Origin of the sequence: Neobacillus niacini NBRC 15566 (genome assembly GCF_001591505.1) — a bacterium.
GTDB classification, from domain to species: domain Bacteria; phylum Bacillota; class Bacilli; order Bacillales; family Cytobacillaceae; genus Neobacillus; species Neobacillus niacini.
The window spans coordinates 29,147-48,014 of the sequence record NZ_BCVA01000047.1 but is presented as its reverse complement, the minus strand read 5'-3'; the positions used below and the strand labels follow the sequence as shown (position 1 = coordinate 48,014).

Genomic DNA, 18,868 nt, shown 5'->3' with positions numbered 1-18,868 from the left:
AATCCAAGGCGAAGGTTTCAAATCTTTAGACGAAGGTCAAGCAGTTACTTTTGATGTTGAGCAAGGTCAACGTGGAGCTCAAGCAGCTAACGTACGTAAAGCTTAATAATAAAACCAAACTCGAGCAGGCTCTTTATATAGAGTCTGTTTTTTATTTATTTTAAAATATTTTTAAAAACAAGGAACCCTGCTCACGAATGAGCAGGGCACATGTAAACAGTAAATCAAATGGTAAACAAAGTGTATCACATAATCACAAATTCTCCTAATTACCTTTATATAAATACATTTTATTCTAGCTAACTGTGGTTACAATCATGCAATACCGTGAAATTTACCCTATCCCCCTATAGCTTTGGTTTTTTTACTTTATCTACTATTCATTTCCATTTCACTCTTCATCCCAATATAAAAATACATACTCAGGTTCATGCTCTTTTTTCAATTCATCAATGCTTGCTACGATATCTGAAGTTTTCTGTTTATCCGTACGTAATGTATTACTAGCGTCCTGTCTTAAATCCTTTTCATCCATAATATACACTCTCCTTTTTAACATAGTTTGTGTCCTGCACCTTTTCTTATTCTAGTTTTCAAGGAATGTAATTAGGTGGAATGTTAAAATACAATCAGAAAAAAGCGAATGTATTATGAAATTCCTTGTTCATTCTACTATGTAGGCTGAAGAAGTACTATATATAATGAATCTTGATTGTTTAACAATGTAGGTACATTCCCTAAACAAAAAGAATATGATAACGGGAGTATTCTTTGAAGGGAATGAGTAATATGTACTATGATCCTTATATGCACTCTTATAATCATCAAAATCCTTATCATTACAACAATCCAATGTATAACTACGAAGGTCAGACGATGTATAGGGGGTATAGTGATGAATATGACTATGCATATCCTTATCGACACTGGCATCCTGTCAATGAGGTAAGAGCCGGCAAAATAAAAGATCATGGAAAAAAACCATTTGTTGTCGATATCAATGAGGCTTCTAAACAAAACAAGACATACCGTACCGCTATCTGGACGGGTAATCATCTCCAAGTGACACTAATGAGTATCAACGTTGGGGAGGATATTGGTCTAGAAATACACCCTCATATCGATCAATTCCTACGTGTCGAAGAAGGAAATGGAGTTGTTCAAATGGGTCATTCAAAGGATAACCTATCCTTTCAAAAGAGGGTTTCCGATGATTTTGCCATCATGATACCTGCTGGTACGTGGCACAATGTAACCAACACAGGGAATAAACCACTTAAACTTTATTCCATTTATGCCCCACCACAGCATCCGTTTGGAACTGTTCATAGAACGAAGGCAGAGGCAATGGCTGCCGAAAACCATAGATAAGCATAAAAATAATAAGCCCAATATACGTGCTGGTATATTGAGGCTTATTTTTTTTATAGATTTTTTTCTGGTATGAAATGGTATAATTTTAAAAGAATATATCAAGAAGATTGGCCAATGGGGGAGGTAAAATGAAGATTGTTATTGCAGGTGGTTCAGGATTTATCGGTAAAAAGTTAACAGACATGCTTCTAGCAGAAGGACATAGTATTGTCATTTTAACAAGAAAAAATCTTGAGCAGGACGGGAAGGTCGAATATGTAAGATGGCTCGATAAAGGTACCTCACCAGAAAAGGAAATAAGAACTGCAGATGCCTTTATTAACTTAGCCGGTGTTTCCATCAATGATGGTAGATGGAGCAAGACGCACCAAAAACAAATATATGATAGTCGGATGACCGCAACCGATGAGATACTAAGGATTATTTCTGTACTGCCTGAAAAGCCTGCTGTCCTTATCAATGCCAGTGCAATCGGTATTTATCCCGCTTCTGTAAAAACTGCCTATACAGAAGAATCTTCGGACCGAGCAGATGACTTTTTAGGAAAGACGGTACACGACTGGGAAAACAAAGCGAAACAAGTAGAAGAATATGCTGTTCGCGCGGTCTTCATGAGATTTGGTGTTGTGCTTGGTAAAGAGGGCGGTGCACTACCGCTTATGGCACTGCCATACCGTCTATTTGTTGGCGGAAAAGTAGGTTCCGGCGAACAGTGGGTATCCTGGGTGCATGTTTTGGATGTTGTTCGTGCCATTGTATTTGCCCTTAACACTGAGGAATTACGTGGACCCGTCAATGTTACTTCACCCTCACCACTTCAAATGAACGATTTCGGAAAGACGATCGGTTCGGTTTTACATCGACCTCATTGGATTCCTGTGCCTGCATTTGCGATGAAACTAGTGTTAGGGAAAAAAAGTGCACTCGTTTTGGAAGGGCAGCATGTAATACCGAAAGTGTTGCAAGAATCAGGTTTTACATTCACGTTTCCAACACTCCGGTCGGCTTTAGTGGATTTGTTAACGCACTATTAATAGATAATTTCTCCAATAAAATCGAATGTATGTTCTTATATTATATTGTTTATGGTATACTAAAATGGCAATAGAAAAGGTTGTCTCTAGAGGTTTCGGCATGCTCCCAATGGAAAGGGGGTGATGCTGTTTGACAGTTTTTGAAACCCTAATGATTATGTTTGGTTTTGCTAGTTTAGTCATTGCCATTCTGACATTTAATCAAAAAAAATAACCCACCGTTGAGTTAGCAGGCTCAGGTGGATTATTTATACTCATACTAGCCGATCCTTTTGAGCGACCGTCTATTGCAGGCCGACATGTTGCACCATGTTCGGTCTTTTTATTTTATGTTCACGCCTATCTATATTATAACGAAAAATAGGAAAAAAGAAACACCAATCAGTGTTTTTGAGAAACTGTGTAGGATTATTTTGTCAACTTTTTTACATTGGAAGAGAAAGCTTATTCGGACAGGACGAACTATAATAGGTTTAGTAGAGAATGATTGCGCCGACTTTAAACTTTTTTTACTCAATCATTATAAAAATCATGCACATTTTTGAAACTCCATCATATAGTAACTTCTGTGAGAATTTTTTTGGGAAGGAAGTAAGTATAAATGAATAACAATGTTATTAAGCTGACTACTAAAAACGAGAGCAATGTTGATGGATTTAAGGTTATTGAAATTAACGTAACCGATCCAACGGAGAATTTATATGCCGTGGTTACACCTATAAAGATGAAGTAAGGTACTCTGATTGACTATAAAATAACACTTGAAAAAGAGGAACTTCTTAAATAGGAAAGTTCCTTTTTTGCTGGATAGGATTATGTTTTGATGGGTATAGATTGTCCTCGCCCACATTAACTTATAAAATGGATATATACATACTTTTTATTCAAAACATTCGTTGATCGAATAGGAGATGTTTTCGTCATGTTGTGGGAAAAACCCAAATGTATGGTTTGCGAGAAGGAAATTAAAGGAGAGGAAATGGTTTTTGTAAAAATGAAATATCCTAAGCGTAAAGGTTTTACGGAAATTATTGCCTACTTAAGAAATGAAGGCAAATTTGTATGTGAAGACTGTGTTACACTAAATAAATAGGAAGTGAAATGATTGGCAAAAATTAAGAATATTGGGCGTTATTGTCTTACAAACCAAAGCTACCTAATAAATGATTCAAATAAAAATAAAATACAACCTGAATTTCTACAAGTAATCAATGAAGTATTAAAAGAATATCATTCCCATTTAGGCACTAACCTGCATAGTATTTATATTAGAGGTTCGATCCCGCGAGGATTAGGGATTTTTGGAGTTTCCGACCTAGACACAATCGCAATTACATACAAAAAACCAAATGAATTACATTTGCATTGGACAAGTGAAGTTGAAGAGAGTATAAATGCTAAATTTAGTAGTATTAATGGAGTCGAATTAAGTTTCTATCATTTAGACGAAATTTTAGAAACTAGTACTTTTTCAATCATTCCTTTCATGCTTAAGACACATAGTATCTGTGTATATGGAGAAGACCTAATACAAGACTTACCCGCTTTTAAGGCTGACAAAACGCTTGGAAATGATCACTTGATTAAACTTGAAGAACAAATTGTTCAAGCAAAGGAAGACCTAGTAGATAATGATGATATGGATGATATAGTAGATTGTTGCAGCTGGATTATGAAAATTATCGTACGAGCTGGACTGGCACTCGTTATTGAAGAAGAACACCTTTATACAAGAGATTTGTACCCTGCTTATAAAATATTTTCCAAGCATTATCCTGAAAAATTAGCTGAAATGAAACAAGCTCTCCTTTATGCAATCGAACCAACCACAAACGCGCAGGAGATTCTAACTTTTTTACATGAATTTGGTGATTGGATGATACAGGAATCAGAAAAATGGCTTCTGATTCATAATCCAACTAAAACTAGGTCGATGAAAATATAACCAACGAGGTAAATTCTATGTTTAAAAATAAAATGACAAAACTTTTAAAAATCGAGTACCCAATTATCCAAGCTCCTATGGCGGGCGGAATAACGACTTCGAAACTAGTAGGGGAGGTTTCAAATGCTGGAGGTCTTGGCATGATTGGAGCTGGCTATATGACTCCTACTCAAATCCGCGAGCAAATCAAGGAAATAAAACAGTTAACAAAAAGTCCATTTGGTATTAATTTATTTGTTCCTAACGAATTTGCTTATACAGATAGTGAAGTAAAGTCAGCCACTCAGCTTCTACAGCCCTTTCAGCAACAACTACAATTACGCCAAGATCAACACATAGACATCCCAACATGTGACAAACTATTTGATACATTTGATGAACAAATCAACGTGATCATCGAAGAGAGAGTACCCATTTGTTCCTTTACATTTGGTATTCCTTCTCAGAAAGTGATTGCCGAACTAAAACAAAATAATATTTTGGTGATCGGTACAGCTACTACAGTAGAAGAAGCCATTGAAGTTGAAAATTCAGGTATGGATATGGTTGTGGTACAAGGTAGTGAAGCCGGAGGACATAGAGGGAACTTTATTCGAGAAAGTGATGAAAGTTTAATCGGTTTAATGTCATTGATTCCACAAGTAGTCGATCAGGTTAGCATTCCTGTTATTGCAGCTGGTGGAATTATGGACGGAAGGGGTTTAATGGCTTCCTTATGCTTAGGGGCAATGGGTGTCCAAATGGGTACTGCTTTCTTAACCTGTATCGAAAGCGGTGCACATCAGGTATATAAAGAAGCTATTATCCATGCAAGAGAAGACCAGACAGTCTTAACTCGAGCCTTTTCAGGCAAGTGGGCAAGAGGAATTAAAAATAAATTCATCGAGGAAATGGAGCAACACGAAGATTTATTACCAGATTTCCCAGTTCAAAATGCACTTACTCAACCTTTAAGAAAAGCTTCCACTTCTCAACATAACACAGATTATCTCTCACTATGGTCTGGACAAAGTCCAAGATTAGCGAAACATCAAAGTGTTAAAATGCTATTCCATACCATTTTAACTGAAGCTAAAATCATTCTATAAAGATTTAGGAATTAACAGCGATCCTTCTACACGAAGAATCGCTTTTCTTTTTGAAAAAAAAGGGAAAAACAGCCAATAGTATGTTACTTTCAACCTAAAACACGAATATTTTAGTAGTAAATTCTTATTAATGTTCACCTTTTAGTTGAATAACTCTTATTAGTTTGTTATATTAAGAAAGTAATAATCATAAAAAACATTACTCGTATATACTCGGTAATATGGTCTGAGTGTTTCTACCTGGTTCCCATTAAGAACTAGACTACGGGTTAAAGTATTCGGCTGTTCGGTATTTATGCAGCTGTCGTTATATGATTCAGCAATTTCTTTTGCTAAATTGTTCATACTTTGACTTTCGTAGGTCTAGAAGGCAGGTTCACCTGCACTTTCTAGACTTTTTTCTTTGGAAACAACTAGCGAGTATAACAAACAACTAGAGAAAGAGGAGAGGGTTAATGATGAAAAAGAATACGTTAAAGAAATTTGCTTCAGTGGCTGTTATTTCAGGCATGTTCGCGATGCTTGCAGGGTGTAATTCATCTTTACTAAATGAAACAGAAGTTGAAGGGGCACAGAGGCCTATCATCGTTCAAGGTCCTATGCCGATAGAAGCGGAAAACTTTGCGAAAAAATTAGATAAAGTGAAAGTGGAAAGATCAGGAAACTTTGTTTTTTACAAAGGAAAATTAAATAATTACCCTGTCATCGTTGCAAAAACAGGGAAAGGTATGGAAAATGCAGCAGCTGCCACAGCAGTAGCCATTGAAAAATATAAACCAATTGCGATCATCAACCAAGGTACATCAGGTGGACATAATCCAGAGCTAAATGTATTTGACATTGTGTTAGGGAAAACAACGACAAATATTGGTTCATTAAAAACAACCCACTTGGAAGCTGGACAAGGAATTGATCCAACTTCATGGATTCCGATGGATCTAATGGCTTCAGAAGGAAGCGGGTCAGATGATAGTGCTAATCAGGTCCGACACTATGAAGGAGACAAGGATTTACTTGCCGCTGCTAATGCAGTAAAAGACACCTACACAAAGGGTAAGGTTGTCGAAGGTACCATTGGTTCAGCAGATTTTTGGAATAGCGAAGTGGATCGAATTCAATGGATTCATGAAAAATACGGTACAGATGTAGAAGAAATGGAAGGGGCATCCGTAGCGCAAATTGCAGACGCATACGATGTGGCTTTCCTCGGTGTTCGAATCTTATCAAATAATATAACAAATGGCGGTACTTATAATGCGGGTACAGCAGCCGCAAACCAAGATTATGTTTATGAAGTCGTTAAAGAATATATTTCAATGATAAAAAGTAAATAATGGATCTGATGAATGCGTTTCTACTTTCGTGGAAACGCATTTTCTCATTATTAGATTTCCAAATACCAGGAGAGGTCCAAGATAATAACAACATTGAATAGTAAGTTTTAATTTATAGGCTTATAAACATACAGCCATCATGTTAATATGTATAAAGTAGCAATATGAATAGTATTTATGAAGATTAATTAGAATGAAAGGAGACTTATCTTGAAAAAAATCATATTCATTTTAATGTGTACGCTTATGATGGTACCATCATTGGTTCGTGCACACACAGGTTTATCCACCTCCAATCCATCCGAAGGACAAGTTATATCAGAAGATCTCGACCAAATTACCCTAACGTTTGAAACTTCAATCGAAGAATTAAGCACAATGGAATTAATAAAGGATGGAAATGTCATTCCATTAGATGTCAAGGTTGAGAATAAACAATTAATGGGATCAGTAGCAAAACCATTAGAAAACGGTTCATACATAATCCAATGGAAAATTATTGGGGAAGATGGTCATCCAATTGAAGGGGAAATCCATTTCGCCGTTCAAATGGAACAAAATGAAGCAGAGCCTAATCCTAGTACCCCTGAGGAAAGTGATGTAAATAAAGGAGATAATAGTCAAACCGACCAACAAGACGATAAAAGCCAGCAACAAAACACAGCAGCTGATATAGCGGAAAATACTAAAGATGAAAATAATAATTTATCATCCATCATGTTTGTACCTTTTATTATTATCTTAATTATTATTCTAGGAATTGTACTTTTATTCTTTACTAAAAAGAAGAAGAGTTAATCATGATTTAATGATTTGAAGTATGGGTTTTTGATTGATTATTTGAAGAAAAACTCGCCAATAGTAAACTTCACTCTGATTACACTAAATGAGGACAGTTCTCTTTATTGGGCGAGTTTTTCATGTTTATACGACTAATACATTAGTCAGCATACGGAACAGATTATAATTAACAGGATAAATACAATAACAATTAAATGAAACCCATATCCTACTTCACATTCATTACTCATTTTAAAATACCTCCTTATTCTTGGAAGAATACATCCTATGACATTCGCCCAGTGTTTGATACTTTTTTTATCATTTTAAGTCTTATGATTCATGTTGTTCGAAAACACACTTCAATACAATAGTAGAGGTGAATAGAAATGAATACATCAGAAAAAAATCTAAGAACTTGCCCTAAAGGTCACCAGTATTTTAAAAGCAGTGAGTGTCCAACCTGTCCAATTTGTGAGGCTGACGAGAAACCAAAAAGCGGTTTTCTTTCACAGCTCTCCGCACCAGCAAGACGAGCATTGGAGAATAATGGTATAACATCTTTACAGGAACTATCCACTTATAGTGAAAAAGAGATCTTAAAATTTCACGGAATGGGACCTGCTTCTTTGCCTAAACTTAGGTCAGCATTATCCGAAGAAGGCTTTTCATTTAAAAAATAAACCCAAGCTAGCGTATCATCCAAGAAGGATTTATGTCCTCTTTGTTGAATTCTCTAATCGAGAAATAAAGAATTCAAAAGGGGGAGTTTCATAATGAAGAATTACATTATTGAATTGGAAGGGAAAAAGGTCAGTTACTATATAGAAGGTGACCCAGAAAAACCACTGATTGTCTGCTTGCATGGACTTGCGGGCAGCGCAGCCTATAGTTTCTCAGCCCTTAGTGAAAAATTGTCGAATGACTTTCACCTACTATTAATAGATCAACCAGGTCATGGAAAAAGCACAGCATTTAATAGAGAAGAGGACTATTTGTTTTCCAATCTAGCCTCATGGTATGAAAAAGTATTTGACTCAATAGCAGACAGGCCATTTTACCTTTTAGGTCATTCTTGGGGTGCAGATGTTGCACTGCATTATGCAAGATATTACCCTGAAAACATTAAGGGAGTAATCCTGCTTGATGGTGCTTTTACTTTCCCGCAATTTCAAGAGGACATGACTTTTTCAACAGCATACAATGGATGGGACTCTTACATCGATAATGCTAGGTATAACACATGGGAAGAAATCGTTTACGAGTATCGTACATATACAAAACATTGGAATGAAACCATAGAACAGTCAGTAAAATCCATATTTAAAAAGAATAACAACAAGTATGAATTAACTGCGTCAAAGTTCACTGTTTTATCTATTATAAAAGCTTTTTTTAATGAACCTTTTACGTCGGCCTATCCATTTATCCAGTCACCATTATTACTACTACATGCTACAGAGCCAGTAGAATTAAATGGTGCAAGGGAAAAGGGAATCGCTCTACTAAAGAAGGATTTAAAAGAGGTTACCATCATTCAAGTTGAGGAAACCGGGCACATGATCCAATGGGATGAACCAGCGGAGGTAAGAACTGAAATTGTTTGTTGGACTACTACTATCGAAAAACAACACCCCCTAAGCAGTCGCTAAGGGGGTGTTGTACTCTTTAGTTTTCCACAGGAGTTTTAGGTCCGTTTAGGTCTAATTGATAAAAAGCTAAATCCAGCCATGTATTGAATTTATAGCCTGCATTTCGAATGGTTCCTGAATGGACGAAACCAAACTTTTCATGCATGGCTATGCTTTTTTCATTTGCCGCGTCGATTCCTGCAATTAATGTTCTATACTCTCGTTCATTAGCGATTGCGATAATTTCTTTTAATAAAGAAGTGGCAATCCCTTGTCTGCGATAACGGTTGTTTACATAGATAGAGTGTTCGATGGAATATTTGTAAGCAGGCCACGGTCTAAAGGGACCAAAAGTGGCAAAACCAACTACCTTATTATCTAACTCGTAAACCATGACCGGATAACCTTCGTCCATTTTTTGCTTAAACCAAATTTCTCTGCTTTCAAGCGTTTGAGCTTCATAGGTATATACTGCCGTAGTATGAAGGACGGCGTCATTATATATATCTAAAATGTCTTGTAAATCCTTTTCTTGTGCAGTTCTTATCATGGATTGACACCCCTAAATGATGAATATGGCGTTAATTATAACAGGATAAGTATAGTAAGAAAATAACTATTTTATCACAATTCAAGGGTGTCTACTTTATTTAAATCAAATAGTGATAACAACTTTTCCTTGTGCGTGACCTTGTTCGAAGTATCTAAACGCTTCTGGCAAGTCTTCTAGCCTATATTGTCTATCAATAACAGGTTTTATTTTGCCGGTTTCCAGGAGTTCTTTTAAGTATATAAGATCATGTTGATTGGGTCTTTGTAGAAAGCTGCCCATTTTTTTCTTCGAGGTCTTTGAAATCCATAGGCCCATCGTCATTGCCTGATACATTTGAGCCTCGGAACCTCCAACATGAACAAAAATACCATTATCTTTTAATGCGCGTTTATAATCTGAAAGGGGCTGGTGTCCGTTAACACCAAGGATTAAATCATACTGCTGATTGTTTGCAGTAAACTTTTCCTTTGAATAATCAATGATATGGTCGGCTCCAAGCGCTTGCAAAATGTCGACATTTCTCGTACTGCACACTCCGGTTACCTCAGCGCCAAATGATTTGGCTATCTGTACGGCGAAAGTACCGACACCCCCAGAGGCACCATTAATCAATACCTTCTGTCCCGGTTGTATCTTTCCTTTATCCCGCATACTCTGTAAAGCGGTTACACCTGCCATTGGAACGGCGGCTGCTTCCTCGAATGTTAGATTGGCAGGTTTTAAGGCTAATGACTTTTCAGGAACAGCGGCATATTCCGCAAATCCCCCCCAACCACATCCAGATAAATCTCCAAACACTTCATCACCTGGCTGAAACTGGGTTACATCTTTGCCAACTGCTTCTACCGTACCTGAGATATCTCCACCAGGTATTGAATACTTTGGTTTAAACAATCCGAATGCAAATCGTGCTAAGAACGGTTCTCCTTTTAAAAGAACAAGATTTCCAAAATTTACGGATGAAGCATGAATTTTTACTAATACTTGGTTTTCCTTTGGTATCGGTTTTTCAACTTCTGTTACTTTAAGAACATCAGGTGGACCATATTTTTTATAAACAATTGCTTTCATTTTTACCCTCCATCGAAAGTCATAACCACAAAAAGTACGAAACTCCTAAATAAATAGATATTCCAATTAGAGAGGATTCAATACAAATTGTAAAAAAAGTAGTAAATGATTTTTTAAATGAAGGGAAAAAGTATTGGCACTATTACGAACTGTGTTTTATGATAATTCTGATACATTGGAAAATAGGAGGTAATCGAAATATGAATAAAAAGATATCTCTCATTCATTCTAATCGACTGGCACAAGTTGACTATGCCTACGCTAGTAAAGTTCCAGCGGGAATGGATTTATTATTTTTAGCCGGAGCCTGCCCACTTACGAAAGAGGGGATTGTCCCTGATTCTAGTGATGTTGAGACACAAGCTAACCTTTGCTTAGAGAATTTGAAAGAAGCATTAAAAGAATGTGGTGCTACATTAGAAGACGTTGTCTATACAAGGATTCTCGTTGCTACTCAAAATCAGGAGGACTTGGTAACAACATGGACAACGATTAGAAAGGAATTCGGTGATCATGATGTGCCTAGTACATTATCAGGAGTAACCGTGTTAGGATATAAAAATCAATTGGTGGAAATTGAAGCAGTTGCTGCCGTAGATAACCATACAAAATAATGATAGAGGACTCGATTTTTGGGTCCTTTTTCTATTGGTGCAGTGCTACTATTTTCTAATTATTCTCTATTATTTTCCTATTCCGCCTATTTTGTAAGCGCTTTTATGTGAAGTGATTCACATGTATAATATGAGTATAGAAATCTACTAACCCTAACTGGAGGAATCAAGATGCTGACAGAGCTTTTTCTTGAATTCAAAAACTGGTGGTTTGCTGAGTCCATGTACAATGAAGAGATGGAAGAATTTGAAAGAATTGAGTCCAAGCATACTAGGGTACATCATGATGAAGATATATATGAAATAATTCGTGTACATTAAATAGTTCTAGATACCTAAGAAGACTCGTTACGTAGAGTCTTCTTTTTTATATGAATCATTTCTTTAAGGATATAAAAAGGAGTTGGCAACGACGTTGGAGAATTGTATCTTCATATTAATTTAAGTCAGGTTAGAAAATGGGAATGTCTCCATATTATAAAGAGCTACGAGATAAAGTAGGCAGTGGATTAATTTTCATGCCAAGTGTTGCAGCCATTATTCGGAATGATATAGGAGAGTTATTATTTCAAAATAAAGAAAATGGTGAGAATGAGAAATGGAGTCTTCCTGCAGGTGCTATTGAACCAGGCGAAGCACCAGCAGAAGCTCTCGTTCGTGAAGTATGGGAGGAAACAGGATTAGTAGTAGTCCCATCAAAGTTACTAGGAGTTTTCGGCAGCAACGATTTCCGCTATCAATATCCAAATGGTCACCAAGTGGAATATAACATCTTTTTATTTGAGTGCGCTGTTCAAAGCGGTAGCCTAAGTCCAATTGATAACGAGACAGTTGACCTTCGTTATTTCAATCCAAAGGATATGCCTGAACTGGCATTACCTTATCCAAAACAGTTATTTATTCAAAGGGAACATGACGAGTTATTTTTTCAATGGGATGCTCAATGAATAAACTATTTGATAAGTTCATAATCTGTTTGATTTTTGAAGATTTGGAGAGTGTTTTTCTATGCTATTCTTAATCTACTAAGATTTTATTTATTTGGAGGGTTAAGAATGAGCTGTGGTTGTTCAAGTCATATAAGAGATGGAAAAGATATCGTTGATCATGTGAAAAGTAAAGGAAAAGATCAACTTGCTCCAACCGTTGCGCATGAAATTCACTGCGAGTGTGGAGAAACGTTCACGTTAGAAACAGTTGTTATGAATTGTCCAAAATGTGAAATGACCTATGCAGTAACACCTTGTGGATCAAGTGATATTAATAATATTAAGATTGCTGGTATAAAATACGCTTAGGTTAACATCTTAAAGTTTTGGTTGCTGACACAACACCAGGCTGTCGAGAAAATCTCGACAGCTTTTTTCTTTTAACGTAACAATGCAGGTTGGATGAAGGACTAATCTTTCTGTGATAGCGTACGATTTGTCCTTAAGAACCTAGATGAAGGACAAATCCTTCAAGTGACCCGAGAGATTTGTCCTTAAGAGCCTGCATGAAGGACTAATCTTTCTGGAGATTGATGAGATTTGTCCTTAAGAGCTCGGATGAAGGTCTTATCTAAAATAAAAAGGAAATTTCCTAACTTTATCGAAGTAAGAAGTTATATTAATAAAAGGAGGAATTGCAATGACAAAACCACTTTTAAAGGGGATGGAAGGTGTCTTTATTCCGGTAAAAGACCCTGGTTTTTCATCAAAATGGTATGAAGACAAACTGGGATTTAAACTACTGTACATAGAAGAGGAAGCTGCCGTTATGAAAATCTCAGATGTGTCACAAACGGTGGTATGTTTAGTTGAATGTAGTAATCATCAACCCATGAAATTCCCAGAGAATAATTTTGGTGTAGGAAAATACTATAATTTTATTCCACAAAACTTTGATGAGACTTATAGAATGTTAGTGAAAGAGGACGTAAAAGTGGGCCCCATCGGTGGAGAAGGCCATACTAGGTTTTTTACTTTTTTTGATCCAGATGGAAACCCATTAGGCGTTTGCCAGTAAAAAAGCAGGAGAAAGGCGGACTTATTTCATTGGTCGCCTTTTTTTATATTTCCAAGATTAACGGAATAGCTTATAGTAAAAGATAACTGTAATTTTTTTACTTAAAAAATGAATGCTCATTCAAACATCATGAAAGTAGTAGGTGGATACATATGGAATACGTAAATCGAGTAAAGTCAGAAATTTCAAAGGTTATGGTGGGAATGGATAGGGAGGTTGAACTTCTTACTGTTTCTCTACTATTTAATGGACATATATTGCTAGAAAGTGTGCCTGGTACTGGTAAAACGATGCTTGCTAAATCATTTGCCAGCAGTATTAATGGATTCTTCTCTAGAATTCAATTTACTCCAGACGTACTCCCTAGTGATGTGACCGGGATCCAATTCTTTAATCCAAAAACCCAGGAGTTTGAACTTCGAACTGGTCCGATTGTTGCCAATGTTGTACTTGCGGATGAAATTAACCGTGCTACACCCAGAACTCAATCCAGTTTACTGGAAGTCATGGAGGAGAGACAAGTTACGATTGATGGGATAACGGTCAAGGTAGATGATCCTTTTATGGTTATTGCCACCCAAAATCCTGTTGAAGCACAGCAAGGAACATTCTCACTTCCAGTTGCACAAATGGACCGTTTCTTTATGAAATTGAGTATGGACTATCCAAGCCTTAATAGTGAAAAAGAAATCTTAAAGCTAGCACGCGGGATTGGCAGCACCAAAGAAACAAAGGCTGTTTTAAGTCACGAAGAAATTAAAAAGTTGCAGGAGCTCGTTCAACAAATAAAAATCAATGATACCGTTGAATCTTATTTGCTTCAAATCGTAAGAAAAACAAGACAGCATCCTGAAATAGATTTAGGTGTAAGTCCACGCGGGGCACTCGCATTGATGAAGGCTGCACAAGGCCAAGCCTTCCTAGAAAATCGTGAATATGTGATTCCAGAGGATATTAAAAAGATGGTGCCTTATGTATTAGGTCATAGAATCATTTTATCGACAGAAGCATCTTTTACAAAATCTCCTGAAAGCATACTTAAGGAAGTATTAGAAACGGTCCCAGTACCAGTAGAATTGGGCGCTTATTGATGATGGAATGGAGTAAATATAGTATTGAGAACAAATATTTGCCTATAACAGGTGCATTTGCACTCTTTTTATGTATTGCTTCTTTTTTCTTCCAATCATGGCTTGCCTTTTTTGCTGGCGTCTTTATTATCCTTCTTATTTATTTCAATCATCTCTATCTGAAGAAAGTGGGAGAGGGTTTATTTTTTAATAACAAAAAGGTAAGAGCGAAGTATTTCCCTGATGAAAAGGGTGAATGGGTACTTGAATTCCAAAATGTTAGCATACCCATCATGAAGGCGAAGCTGAGTGTGAGCTTTCATGATTCTGTTGCACCACATGACCCACATGCCCGGAAACAATCATCGATCTATGAAGTTACCGTTCCGTTTTCAATCAGCTATCGTCAAAAGACGAGCGTGACCATTCCCTTTACAGCTGAAAAAAGAGGTGTTTCTAGAATAAGAAAAATCGAGTTAATGATTCCCCATTTCTTTGGTTTCGGTGAAACCATATTGGAAAAGGAATTTCATTCGATACAAGAAGCGCTTGTTTATCCTAAAACATTGGCTGTACACAATAAACATGTGGTCCTTACCAGCAAGCATGGCGAATCTCCTGTTTCTTATTCACTTTTTGAGGACACACTCTCTCCCGCTGGAACACGAGAATACAATTATTCAGACAGTTTTAATCGGATTCATTGGAAGGCAACTGCTCGTAAACAAACCCTGCAAACGAAGCTCTTTGATAAAGTGACTGAGAAATGTTGGAATATCGTGATCAATATTGGTAATGACCGATTTGTTACCGATAATCTCGAAGAAATTTTGAGCGGGTGTGCAGATCTGGCCTATTTCTTTGTCAAACAGAATATCCCATTCTCCGTTTGTATTAATATGCGTTATGTGGGAATAACACCTTTTTATTATATAATGCCGGGGACTGGCAGAGAGCATTTACAAAAAGTATTAGAAGCGATCGCTCATATTGATGTCCAGAGTTCTGTTTATCCTTTTGAAAAGATGCTTGCCTATTATGATAGCCATTTAGAACAGCAGCCGTTTTTCCTGCTTGCCGGACAATACATACCCGACAGAGGAAATATTCTAAATAGGATGGCCGAAAAAGGAACAAGTATTTACGAACTCATCATCCATGAACAAAGTGCTTCGATTGTGAAAAAATCATTCTCCCAAAAAAGGGGGATGTTTTCATGAAAAGCAATGCTTGGTATTTGGTTTATTACAAAACGATTGAAATATTGTTTGGAAGTCTTGTTATCGCTTTTTACTACTTATATCGTGGACAAGAGATACCCATCTTGCCTTATCTAGTGCTCGCACTGGCTACTACCTATCTATTTATTTTCCTGATTCACACCTACCAGGAGAAAAGCAGATTGTTATTTTTTATGATCGTCTTCCCTTTAGTTGTGGCTGGTGGATTATTGTTAAACTTTCCGATACTGTTTATTTTATTATTGGCGTTGTTGATTTATTGGAGAACAAGTGTCATGAATAATGAGGATGGCAGTGTTCAAACCGGTGTTTGGTTGTTTTTGACTGTGTTCTTGGGATTTATTCTACTCATTATAGCAAACATTCAGGGCTATCCTCAAAATCCATTGGTTATAATCATCGTCCTAAACCTTGCTTTTATCGTGATGGGCGGTTTTTTAATTAACTGGTTATCAGTGGTTGAGAACAAACAAGTAAAAAGACGTTTGCTGAGAAATTTTCTTTCCATAATGGGTATTTTAATGGTATTAAGCCTGCTTCTAGTTGCCTTGAGGGATGTCTTGAAGTGGTTGGTAGTTTCCATCCTTAAATTAGGGGTATTTGCAGCGTCCTTTGTTTTTTCTCCAATCTTTCATTGGGTGGAGAATTATGAGTTAACGGGAGAATTGAATCCATTTGAACAGATTCAAAATGCAGAGTCCCAAGTGGACACTGAGAGCACGAATTTAATTCATGATCAATCCTCTGTTGTGTCAAAAATGGATATTCATTTTACCTACTGGTACTTTGCCGTTTTGATCATTCTATGTATTTTGTTATTTATTTACCTATATAAAAAATTCCAGGGTACTACAGAAGTTTTAGATACTACTGAAAATCAATACTATACCATCTCGTTTGATGATGGAGGAAAGGGAACGAGTTCTTCAAAAAATAAAAGGTCTGGAGAACAGCCTTCCCATCGAGTACGAAAAGAAATGTATCGCCTTGAAAAAATGGCAGAAAAACTCCAACTTGGTAGAAGTTCATCTGAAGCGATAGGGGAATGGTTTACCAGAGTAGGAGTAAACGAGGACGAGGTGATCCAATCTGTCTATGAAAGGGTTCGTTATGGAAATCAAATGGAATCAGATGAAGAATATAAATTATTTTTACAAAAAATAGAAAGTAAGAAATCCGAGTTAAAACAGATTCATAAATTACTGGTAGAAGAAGGTAAAATCCAATCGAAATCACGTGTGAAAAACATTATGAAAGTATTTAAATCCAGAGCAGAAGAACATTGAATTATGTGTTCTTCTGTTTTTTTATGATCAATACACGATCAAAACTAGCACCAATGATAATTCCTGTTGTATACCGAATTAAATCCTCTGTTAGGAAGCCTTTACCTAATATCAACGCTCCCAGCAGAGTTCCGCGAATATGATTGATCCAATCTGCTTGATACAACTGACTGAATTCGATACCGAAGCTGAACAAAAAGCTGAGAATGATGGCTGTTAACATCCGTTTCTTTACTAATAAAAACCGGAATCCGTAATAGACCATCATTGCCCATAGAACATCGCCAGCATTCTCTGCTAAAAAGGGGAATAACAGATGGCTGAATTTTCTAGAGGCAAGGCCTAGTAAAATCGTAATGACGACAGCCATAAAATATGTTCCCCTTAGGTAAATATGAGAATGATTTTTAGAAATCATTGGCAACACCTTTTTTCCACAGTATAATCTTCATTATATTAACAATTTTTTTACATATACAAGCATGAAATGATAGCGGTTTTGTCGATAATGGGCCAAATTAAGTTGATATACACACTTATTGAGAAAGTAGGTATTTAGTATGTTAGTAATAGAAGAAATTAAATCAATTGAGACCAATTTAGACCAACTCTCTGAACTTTTGGTTCAGGTGGTGGATGACGGTGCGTCTATTGGATTTTTACCTCCTATGAATTTATCAGATGCGAGAGACTATTGGCAAACTGTAATGAACCCAGATGTGAATTTATTTATTGCGAAAGTAGATAATGAGATCGTCGGAACCATCCAACTGCACTTATGTAGCAAGCAGAATGGTCTTCACCGAGCTGAAATTGCAAAATTAATGACTGGACCAAATGCTAGACGTAAAGGAGTAGCGCGTTCCTTAATGAAAGCAGCGGAAGAACGAGCGTTTGATGAAAAAAGGACTTTACTTATCCTTGATACAAGGGAAGGGGATCATTCCAATTTCCTCTATCAATCTCTTGGGTATATCCAGGCTGGAAAAATCCCACACTTTGCCCTTTCGGATAAGGGAGAACTAGATACTACCGTGATTTATTATAAACAACTTAAAAAGGATTCTTAAATGAACTATGTGATTGAATGTCAATCATTGTATTACGGAAAGAGTTCTAGCGGCTTCCTATATTGGTTTCTTTAGATTCTCAGATGAAGATTAGAAGGTGAGTTTTTATGAGAATAATAGGCATTGATTTATCCGGTCCAAGCAACCCTCAACATACGGTCTTGGCTGTCTTTGAACTGCAAGATGGAGAATTAACATTTCTCAAACTAAGGAGAAGTATAGGAGATCTTGAAATTTTGGAAGAAATACAGGAGCAAAGTCAAATTGATGAAGTGGTCATTGGGATGGACGCTCCATTGTCCTACCAGGACGGCGGTGGGGATAGACTAGGTGATAAACAATTGAGACAGTTTATTGTTTCTCTTGGGATGAAGTCGGGTTCCATCATGCCACCGACATTTAACCGAATGGTCTACTTAACATTGAGAGGAATTAAACTTACGAGAGAAATAGAAAATCTCACGAGCATTCACCCGATATCCATTGTCGAAGTGCACCCTGGAGCCGTAATCGGATCAAGAATTCTATCAAAAGATTTAGCATATGTATTGACGTATAAACAAGATATGTCTTCAAGAAGTTTTATAAAAAATTGGTTAGGGGAGCAGCACGTAACACAGCTCCCCGCATTCATTGATGAAGAAAGTCATATGATTGATGCCTGTGCTGCAGCACTGGGGGCATGGCATTGGAAGGATTCATCCCACGAGCCAAAATGGCTGCTTCCTGCAAATCCTCCGCTTCATCCCTATGATTTTTGTTGTTAATTA

General features: G+C 36.8%; 26 protein-coding genes and 1 riboswitch. Of the genes, 21 read left to right on the top strand and 5 right to left on the bottom strand.

All coding sequences use genetic code 11. The annotated features are described in order from the left end of the window. On the top strand, positions 1-106 hold a 106-nt coding region (locus BANA01_RS24105), incomplete at its 5' end, for a cold-shock protein (RefSeq protein WP_169803742.1). A 285-nt stretch (positions 107-391) separates the two neighbouring features. Here BANA01_RS24105 and BANA01_RS29710 read toward each other — a convergent pair. After that, positions 392-535, bottom strand: a complete 144-nt coding sequence (locus tag BANA01_RS29710; RefSeq protein ID WP_157411878.1) for a hypothetical protein — start codon at positions 533-535, stop codon at positions 392-394. Between the two features lie 254 nt (positions 536-789). Between BANA01_RS29710 and BANA01_RS24100 the strand changes: the two genes are divergently transcribed. From BANA01_RS24100 to BANA01_RS24070, 8 genes are all read left to right on the top strand, one after another. Next, entirely contained in the window at positions 790-1,371 is a 582-nt protein-coding gene (locus BANA01_RS24100) for a cupin domain-containing protein (RefSeq protein ID WP_034674747.1), read from the top strand. 131 nt (positions 1,372-1,502) lie between these two features. Continuing rightward, entirely contained in the window at positions 1,503-2,408 is a 906-nt protein-coding gene (locus BANA01_RS24095; protein ID WP_034674696.1) for a TIGR01777 family oxidoreductase, read from the top strand. A gap of 130 nt (positions 2,409-2,538) precedes the next feature. After that, entirely contained in the window at positions 2,539-2,622 is an 84-nt protein-coding gene (locus BANA01_RS30805) for a putative holin-like toxin (protein WP_369689651.1), read from the top strand. A gap of 387 nt (positions 2,623-3,009) precedes the next feature. Next, entirely contained in the window at positions 3,010-3,141 is a 132-nt protein-coding gene (locus BANA01_RS30700; RefSeq protein ID WP_268875113.1) for a hypothetical protein, read from the top strand. A gap of 372 nt (positions 3,142-3,513) precedes the next feature. Next, positions 3,514-4,353, top strand: coding sequence for a hypothetical protein (locus tag BANA01_RS24085; protein WP_034674701.1), 840 nt, complete (start codon positions 3,514-3,516; stop codon positions 4,351-4,353). Positions 4,354-4,370: 17 nt separating this feature from the next. Next, positions 4,371-5,441, top strand: a complete 1,071-nt coding sequence (locus BANA01_RS24080) for an NAD(P)H-dependent flavin oxidoreductase (RefSeq protein ID WP_034674703.1) — start codon at positions 4,371-4,373, stop codon at positions 5,439-5,441. 183 nt (positions 5,442-5,624) lie between these two features. Then, positions 5,625-5,726, top strand: a riboswitch (purine riboswitch). A 173-nt stretch (positions 5,727-5,899) separates the two neighbouring features. Next, positions 5,900-6,775, top strand: a complete 876-nt coding sequence (locus BANA01_RS24075) for a 5'-methylthioadenosine/S-adenosylhomocysteine nucleosidase (RefSeq protein ID WP_063254988.1) — start codon at positions 5,900-5,902, stop codon at positions 6,773-6,775. A 210-nt stretch (positions 6,776-6,985) separates the two neighbouring features. Then, positions 6,986-7,573, top strand: a complete 588-nt coding sequence (locus BANA01_RS24070) for a copper resistance CopC family protein (protein WP_063254987.1) — start codon at positions 6,986-6,988, stop codon at positions 7,571-7,573. Between the two features lie 146 nt (positions 7,574-7,719). Here BANA01_RS24070 and BANA01_RS30800 read toward each other — a convergent pair whose 3' ends face one another. Beyond that, positions 7,720-7,806, bottom strand: coding sequence for a YjcZ family sporulation protein (locus tag BANA01_RS30800; RefSeq protein ID WP_157411880.1), 87 nt, complete (start codon positions 7,804-7,806; stop codon positions 7,720-7,722). A gap of 138 nt (positions 7,807-7,944) precedes the next feature. Between BANA01_RS30800 and BANA01_RS24065 the strand changes: the two genes are divergently transcribed. Together BANA01_RS24065 and BANA01_RS24060 are read left to right on the top strand one after the other, a co-directional pair. Next, a complete protein-coding gene (locus tag BANA01_RS24065; RefSeq protein ID WP_034674673.1) occupies positions 7,945-8,238 on the top strand; it encodes an RNA polymerase alpha subunit C-terminal domain-containing protein in 294 nt (97 codons plus the stop codon). 93 nt (positions 8,239-8,331) lie between these two features. Then, a complete protein-coding gene (locus tag BANA01_RS24060) occupies positions 8,332-9,207 on the top strand; it encodes an alpha/beta fold hydrolase (RefSeq protein WP_082799659.1) in 876 nt (291 codons plus the stop codon). Positions 9,208-9,223: 16 nt separating this feature from the next. Here BANA01_RS24060 and BANA01_RS24055 read toward each other — a convergent pair whose 3' ends face one another. Continuing rightward, positions 9,224-9,736, bottom strand: a complete 513-nt coding sequence (locus BANA01_RS24055; RefSeq protein ID WP_034674676.1) for a GNAT family N-acetyltransferase — start codon at positions 9,734-9,736, stop codon at positions 9,224-9,226. Positions 9,737-9,841: 105 nt separating this feature from the next. Further along, positions 9,842-10,810 carry an NAD(P)-dependent alcohol dehydrogenase gene (locus tag BANA01_RS24050; RefSeq protein WP_034674680.1) on the bottom strand — a complete coding sequence of 323 codons (969 nt, stop codon included), beginning with the start codon at positions 10,808-10,810 and terminating at the stop codon, positions 9,842-9,844. 200 nt (positions 10,811-11,010) lie between these two features. Between BANA01_RS24050 and BANA01_RS24045 the strand changes: the two genes are divergently transcribed. From BANA01_RS24045 to BANA01_RS24015, 8 genes are all read left to right on the top strand, one after another. Further along, positions 11,011-11,424, top strand: a complete 414-nt coding sequence (locus BANA01_RS24045; protein WP_034674682.1) for a RidA family protein — start codon at positions 11,011-11,013, stop codon at positions 11,422-11,424. Between the two features lie 171 nt (positions 11,425-11,595). Further along, positions 11,596-11,745 carry a hypothetical protein gene (locus BANA01_RS29700; RefSeq protein WP_157411877.1) on the top strand — a complete coding sequence of 50 codons (150 nt, stop codon included), beginning with the start codon at positions 11,596-11,598 and terminating at the stop codon, positions 11,743-11,745. Between the two features lie 137 nt (positions 11,746-11,882). Beyond that, positions 11,883-12,371: an NUDIX hydrolase gene (locus tag BANA01_RS24040; protein WP_052106349.1), complete on the top strand. Its 489-nt coding sequence runs from the start codon at positions 11,883-11,885 to the stop codon at positions 12,369-12,371. A 108-nt stretch (positions 12,372-12,479) separates the two neighbouring features. Next, a complete protein-coding gene (locus BANA01_RS24035; RefSeq protein WP_034674685.1) occupies positions 12,480-12,722 on the top strand; it encodes a hypothetical protein in 243 nt (80 codons plus the stop codon). Between the two features lie 331 nt (positions 12,723-13,053). Continuing rightward, positions 13,054-13,431 (top strand): VOC family protein, encoded by a 378-nt coding sequence (locus tag BANA01_RS24030; protein WP_034674688.1) that lies wholly within the window; start codon positions 13,054-13,056, stop codon positions 13,429-13,431. 152 nt (positions 13,432-13,583) lie between these two features. After that, positions 13,584-14,522 (top strand): AAA family ATPase, encoded by a 939-nt coding sequence (locus BANA01_RS24025; protein WP_034674691.1) that lies wholly within the window; start codon positions 13,584-13,586, stop codon positions 14,520-14,522. Then, the gene (locus BANA01_RS24020) at positions 14,522-15,721 is read left to right on the top strand and encodes a DUF58 domain-containing protein (RefSeq protein WP_052106350.1); all 1,200 of its coding nucleotides are present in this window, start codon (positions 14,522-14,524) and stop codon (positions 15,719-15,721) included. The genes BANA01_RS24025 and BANA01_RS24020 overlap by 1 nt, the downstream gene beginning before the upstream one ends. Continuing rightward, positions 15,718-17,028: an MFS transporter gene (locus BANA01_RS24015; RefSeq protein ID WP_063254986.1), complete on the top strand. Its 1,311-nt coding sequence runs from the start codon at positions 15,718-15,720 to the stop codon at positions 17,026-17,028. The genes BANA01_RS24020 and BANA01_RS24015 overlap by 4 nt, the downstream gene beginning before the upstream one ends. Position 17,029: 1 nt before the next feature. Here the strand turns inward: BANA01_RS24015 and BANA01_RS24010 are convergent, their stop codons facing one another. Beyond that, complete coding sequence (locus tag BANA01_RS24010) at positions 17,030-17,398, bottom strand: ribosomal maturation YjgA family protein (RefSeq protein WP_326161076.1); 369 nt, start codon at positions 17,396-17,398, stop codon at positions 17,030-17,032. 190 nt (positions 17,399-17,588) lie between these two features. Here BANA01_RS24010 and BANA01_RS24005 point away from each other — a divergent pair, with 190 nt between their 5' ends. Both BANA01_RS24005 and BANA01_RS24000 read left to right on the top strand, forming a co-directional pair. Next, positions 17,589-18,098, top strand: a complete 510-nt coding sequence (locus BANA01_RS24005) for a GNAT family N-acetyltransferase (RefSeq protein ID WP_034674671.1) — start codon at positions 17,589-17,591, stop codon at positions 18,096-18,098. A 107-nt stretch (positions 18,099-18,205) separates the two neighbouring features. Next, positions 18,206-18,865 (top strand): DUF429 domain-containing protein, encoded by a 660-nt coding sequence (locus tag BANA01_RS24000; protein ID WP_063254985.1) that lies wholly within the window; start codon positions 18,206-18,208, stop codon positions 18,863-18,865. Positions 18,866-18,868: the final 3 nt, after the last annotated feature.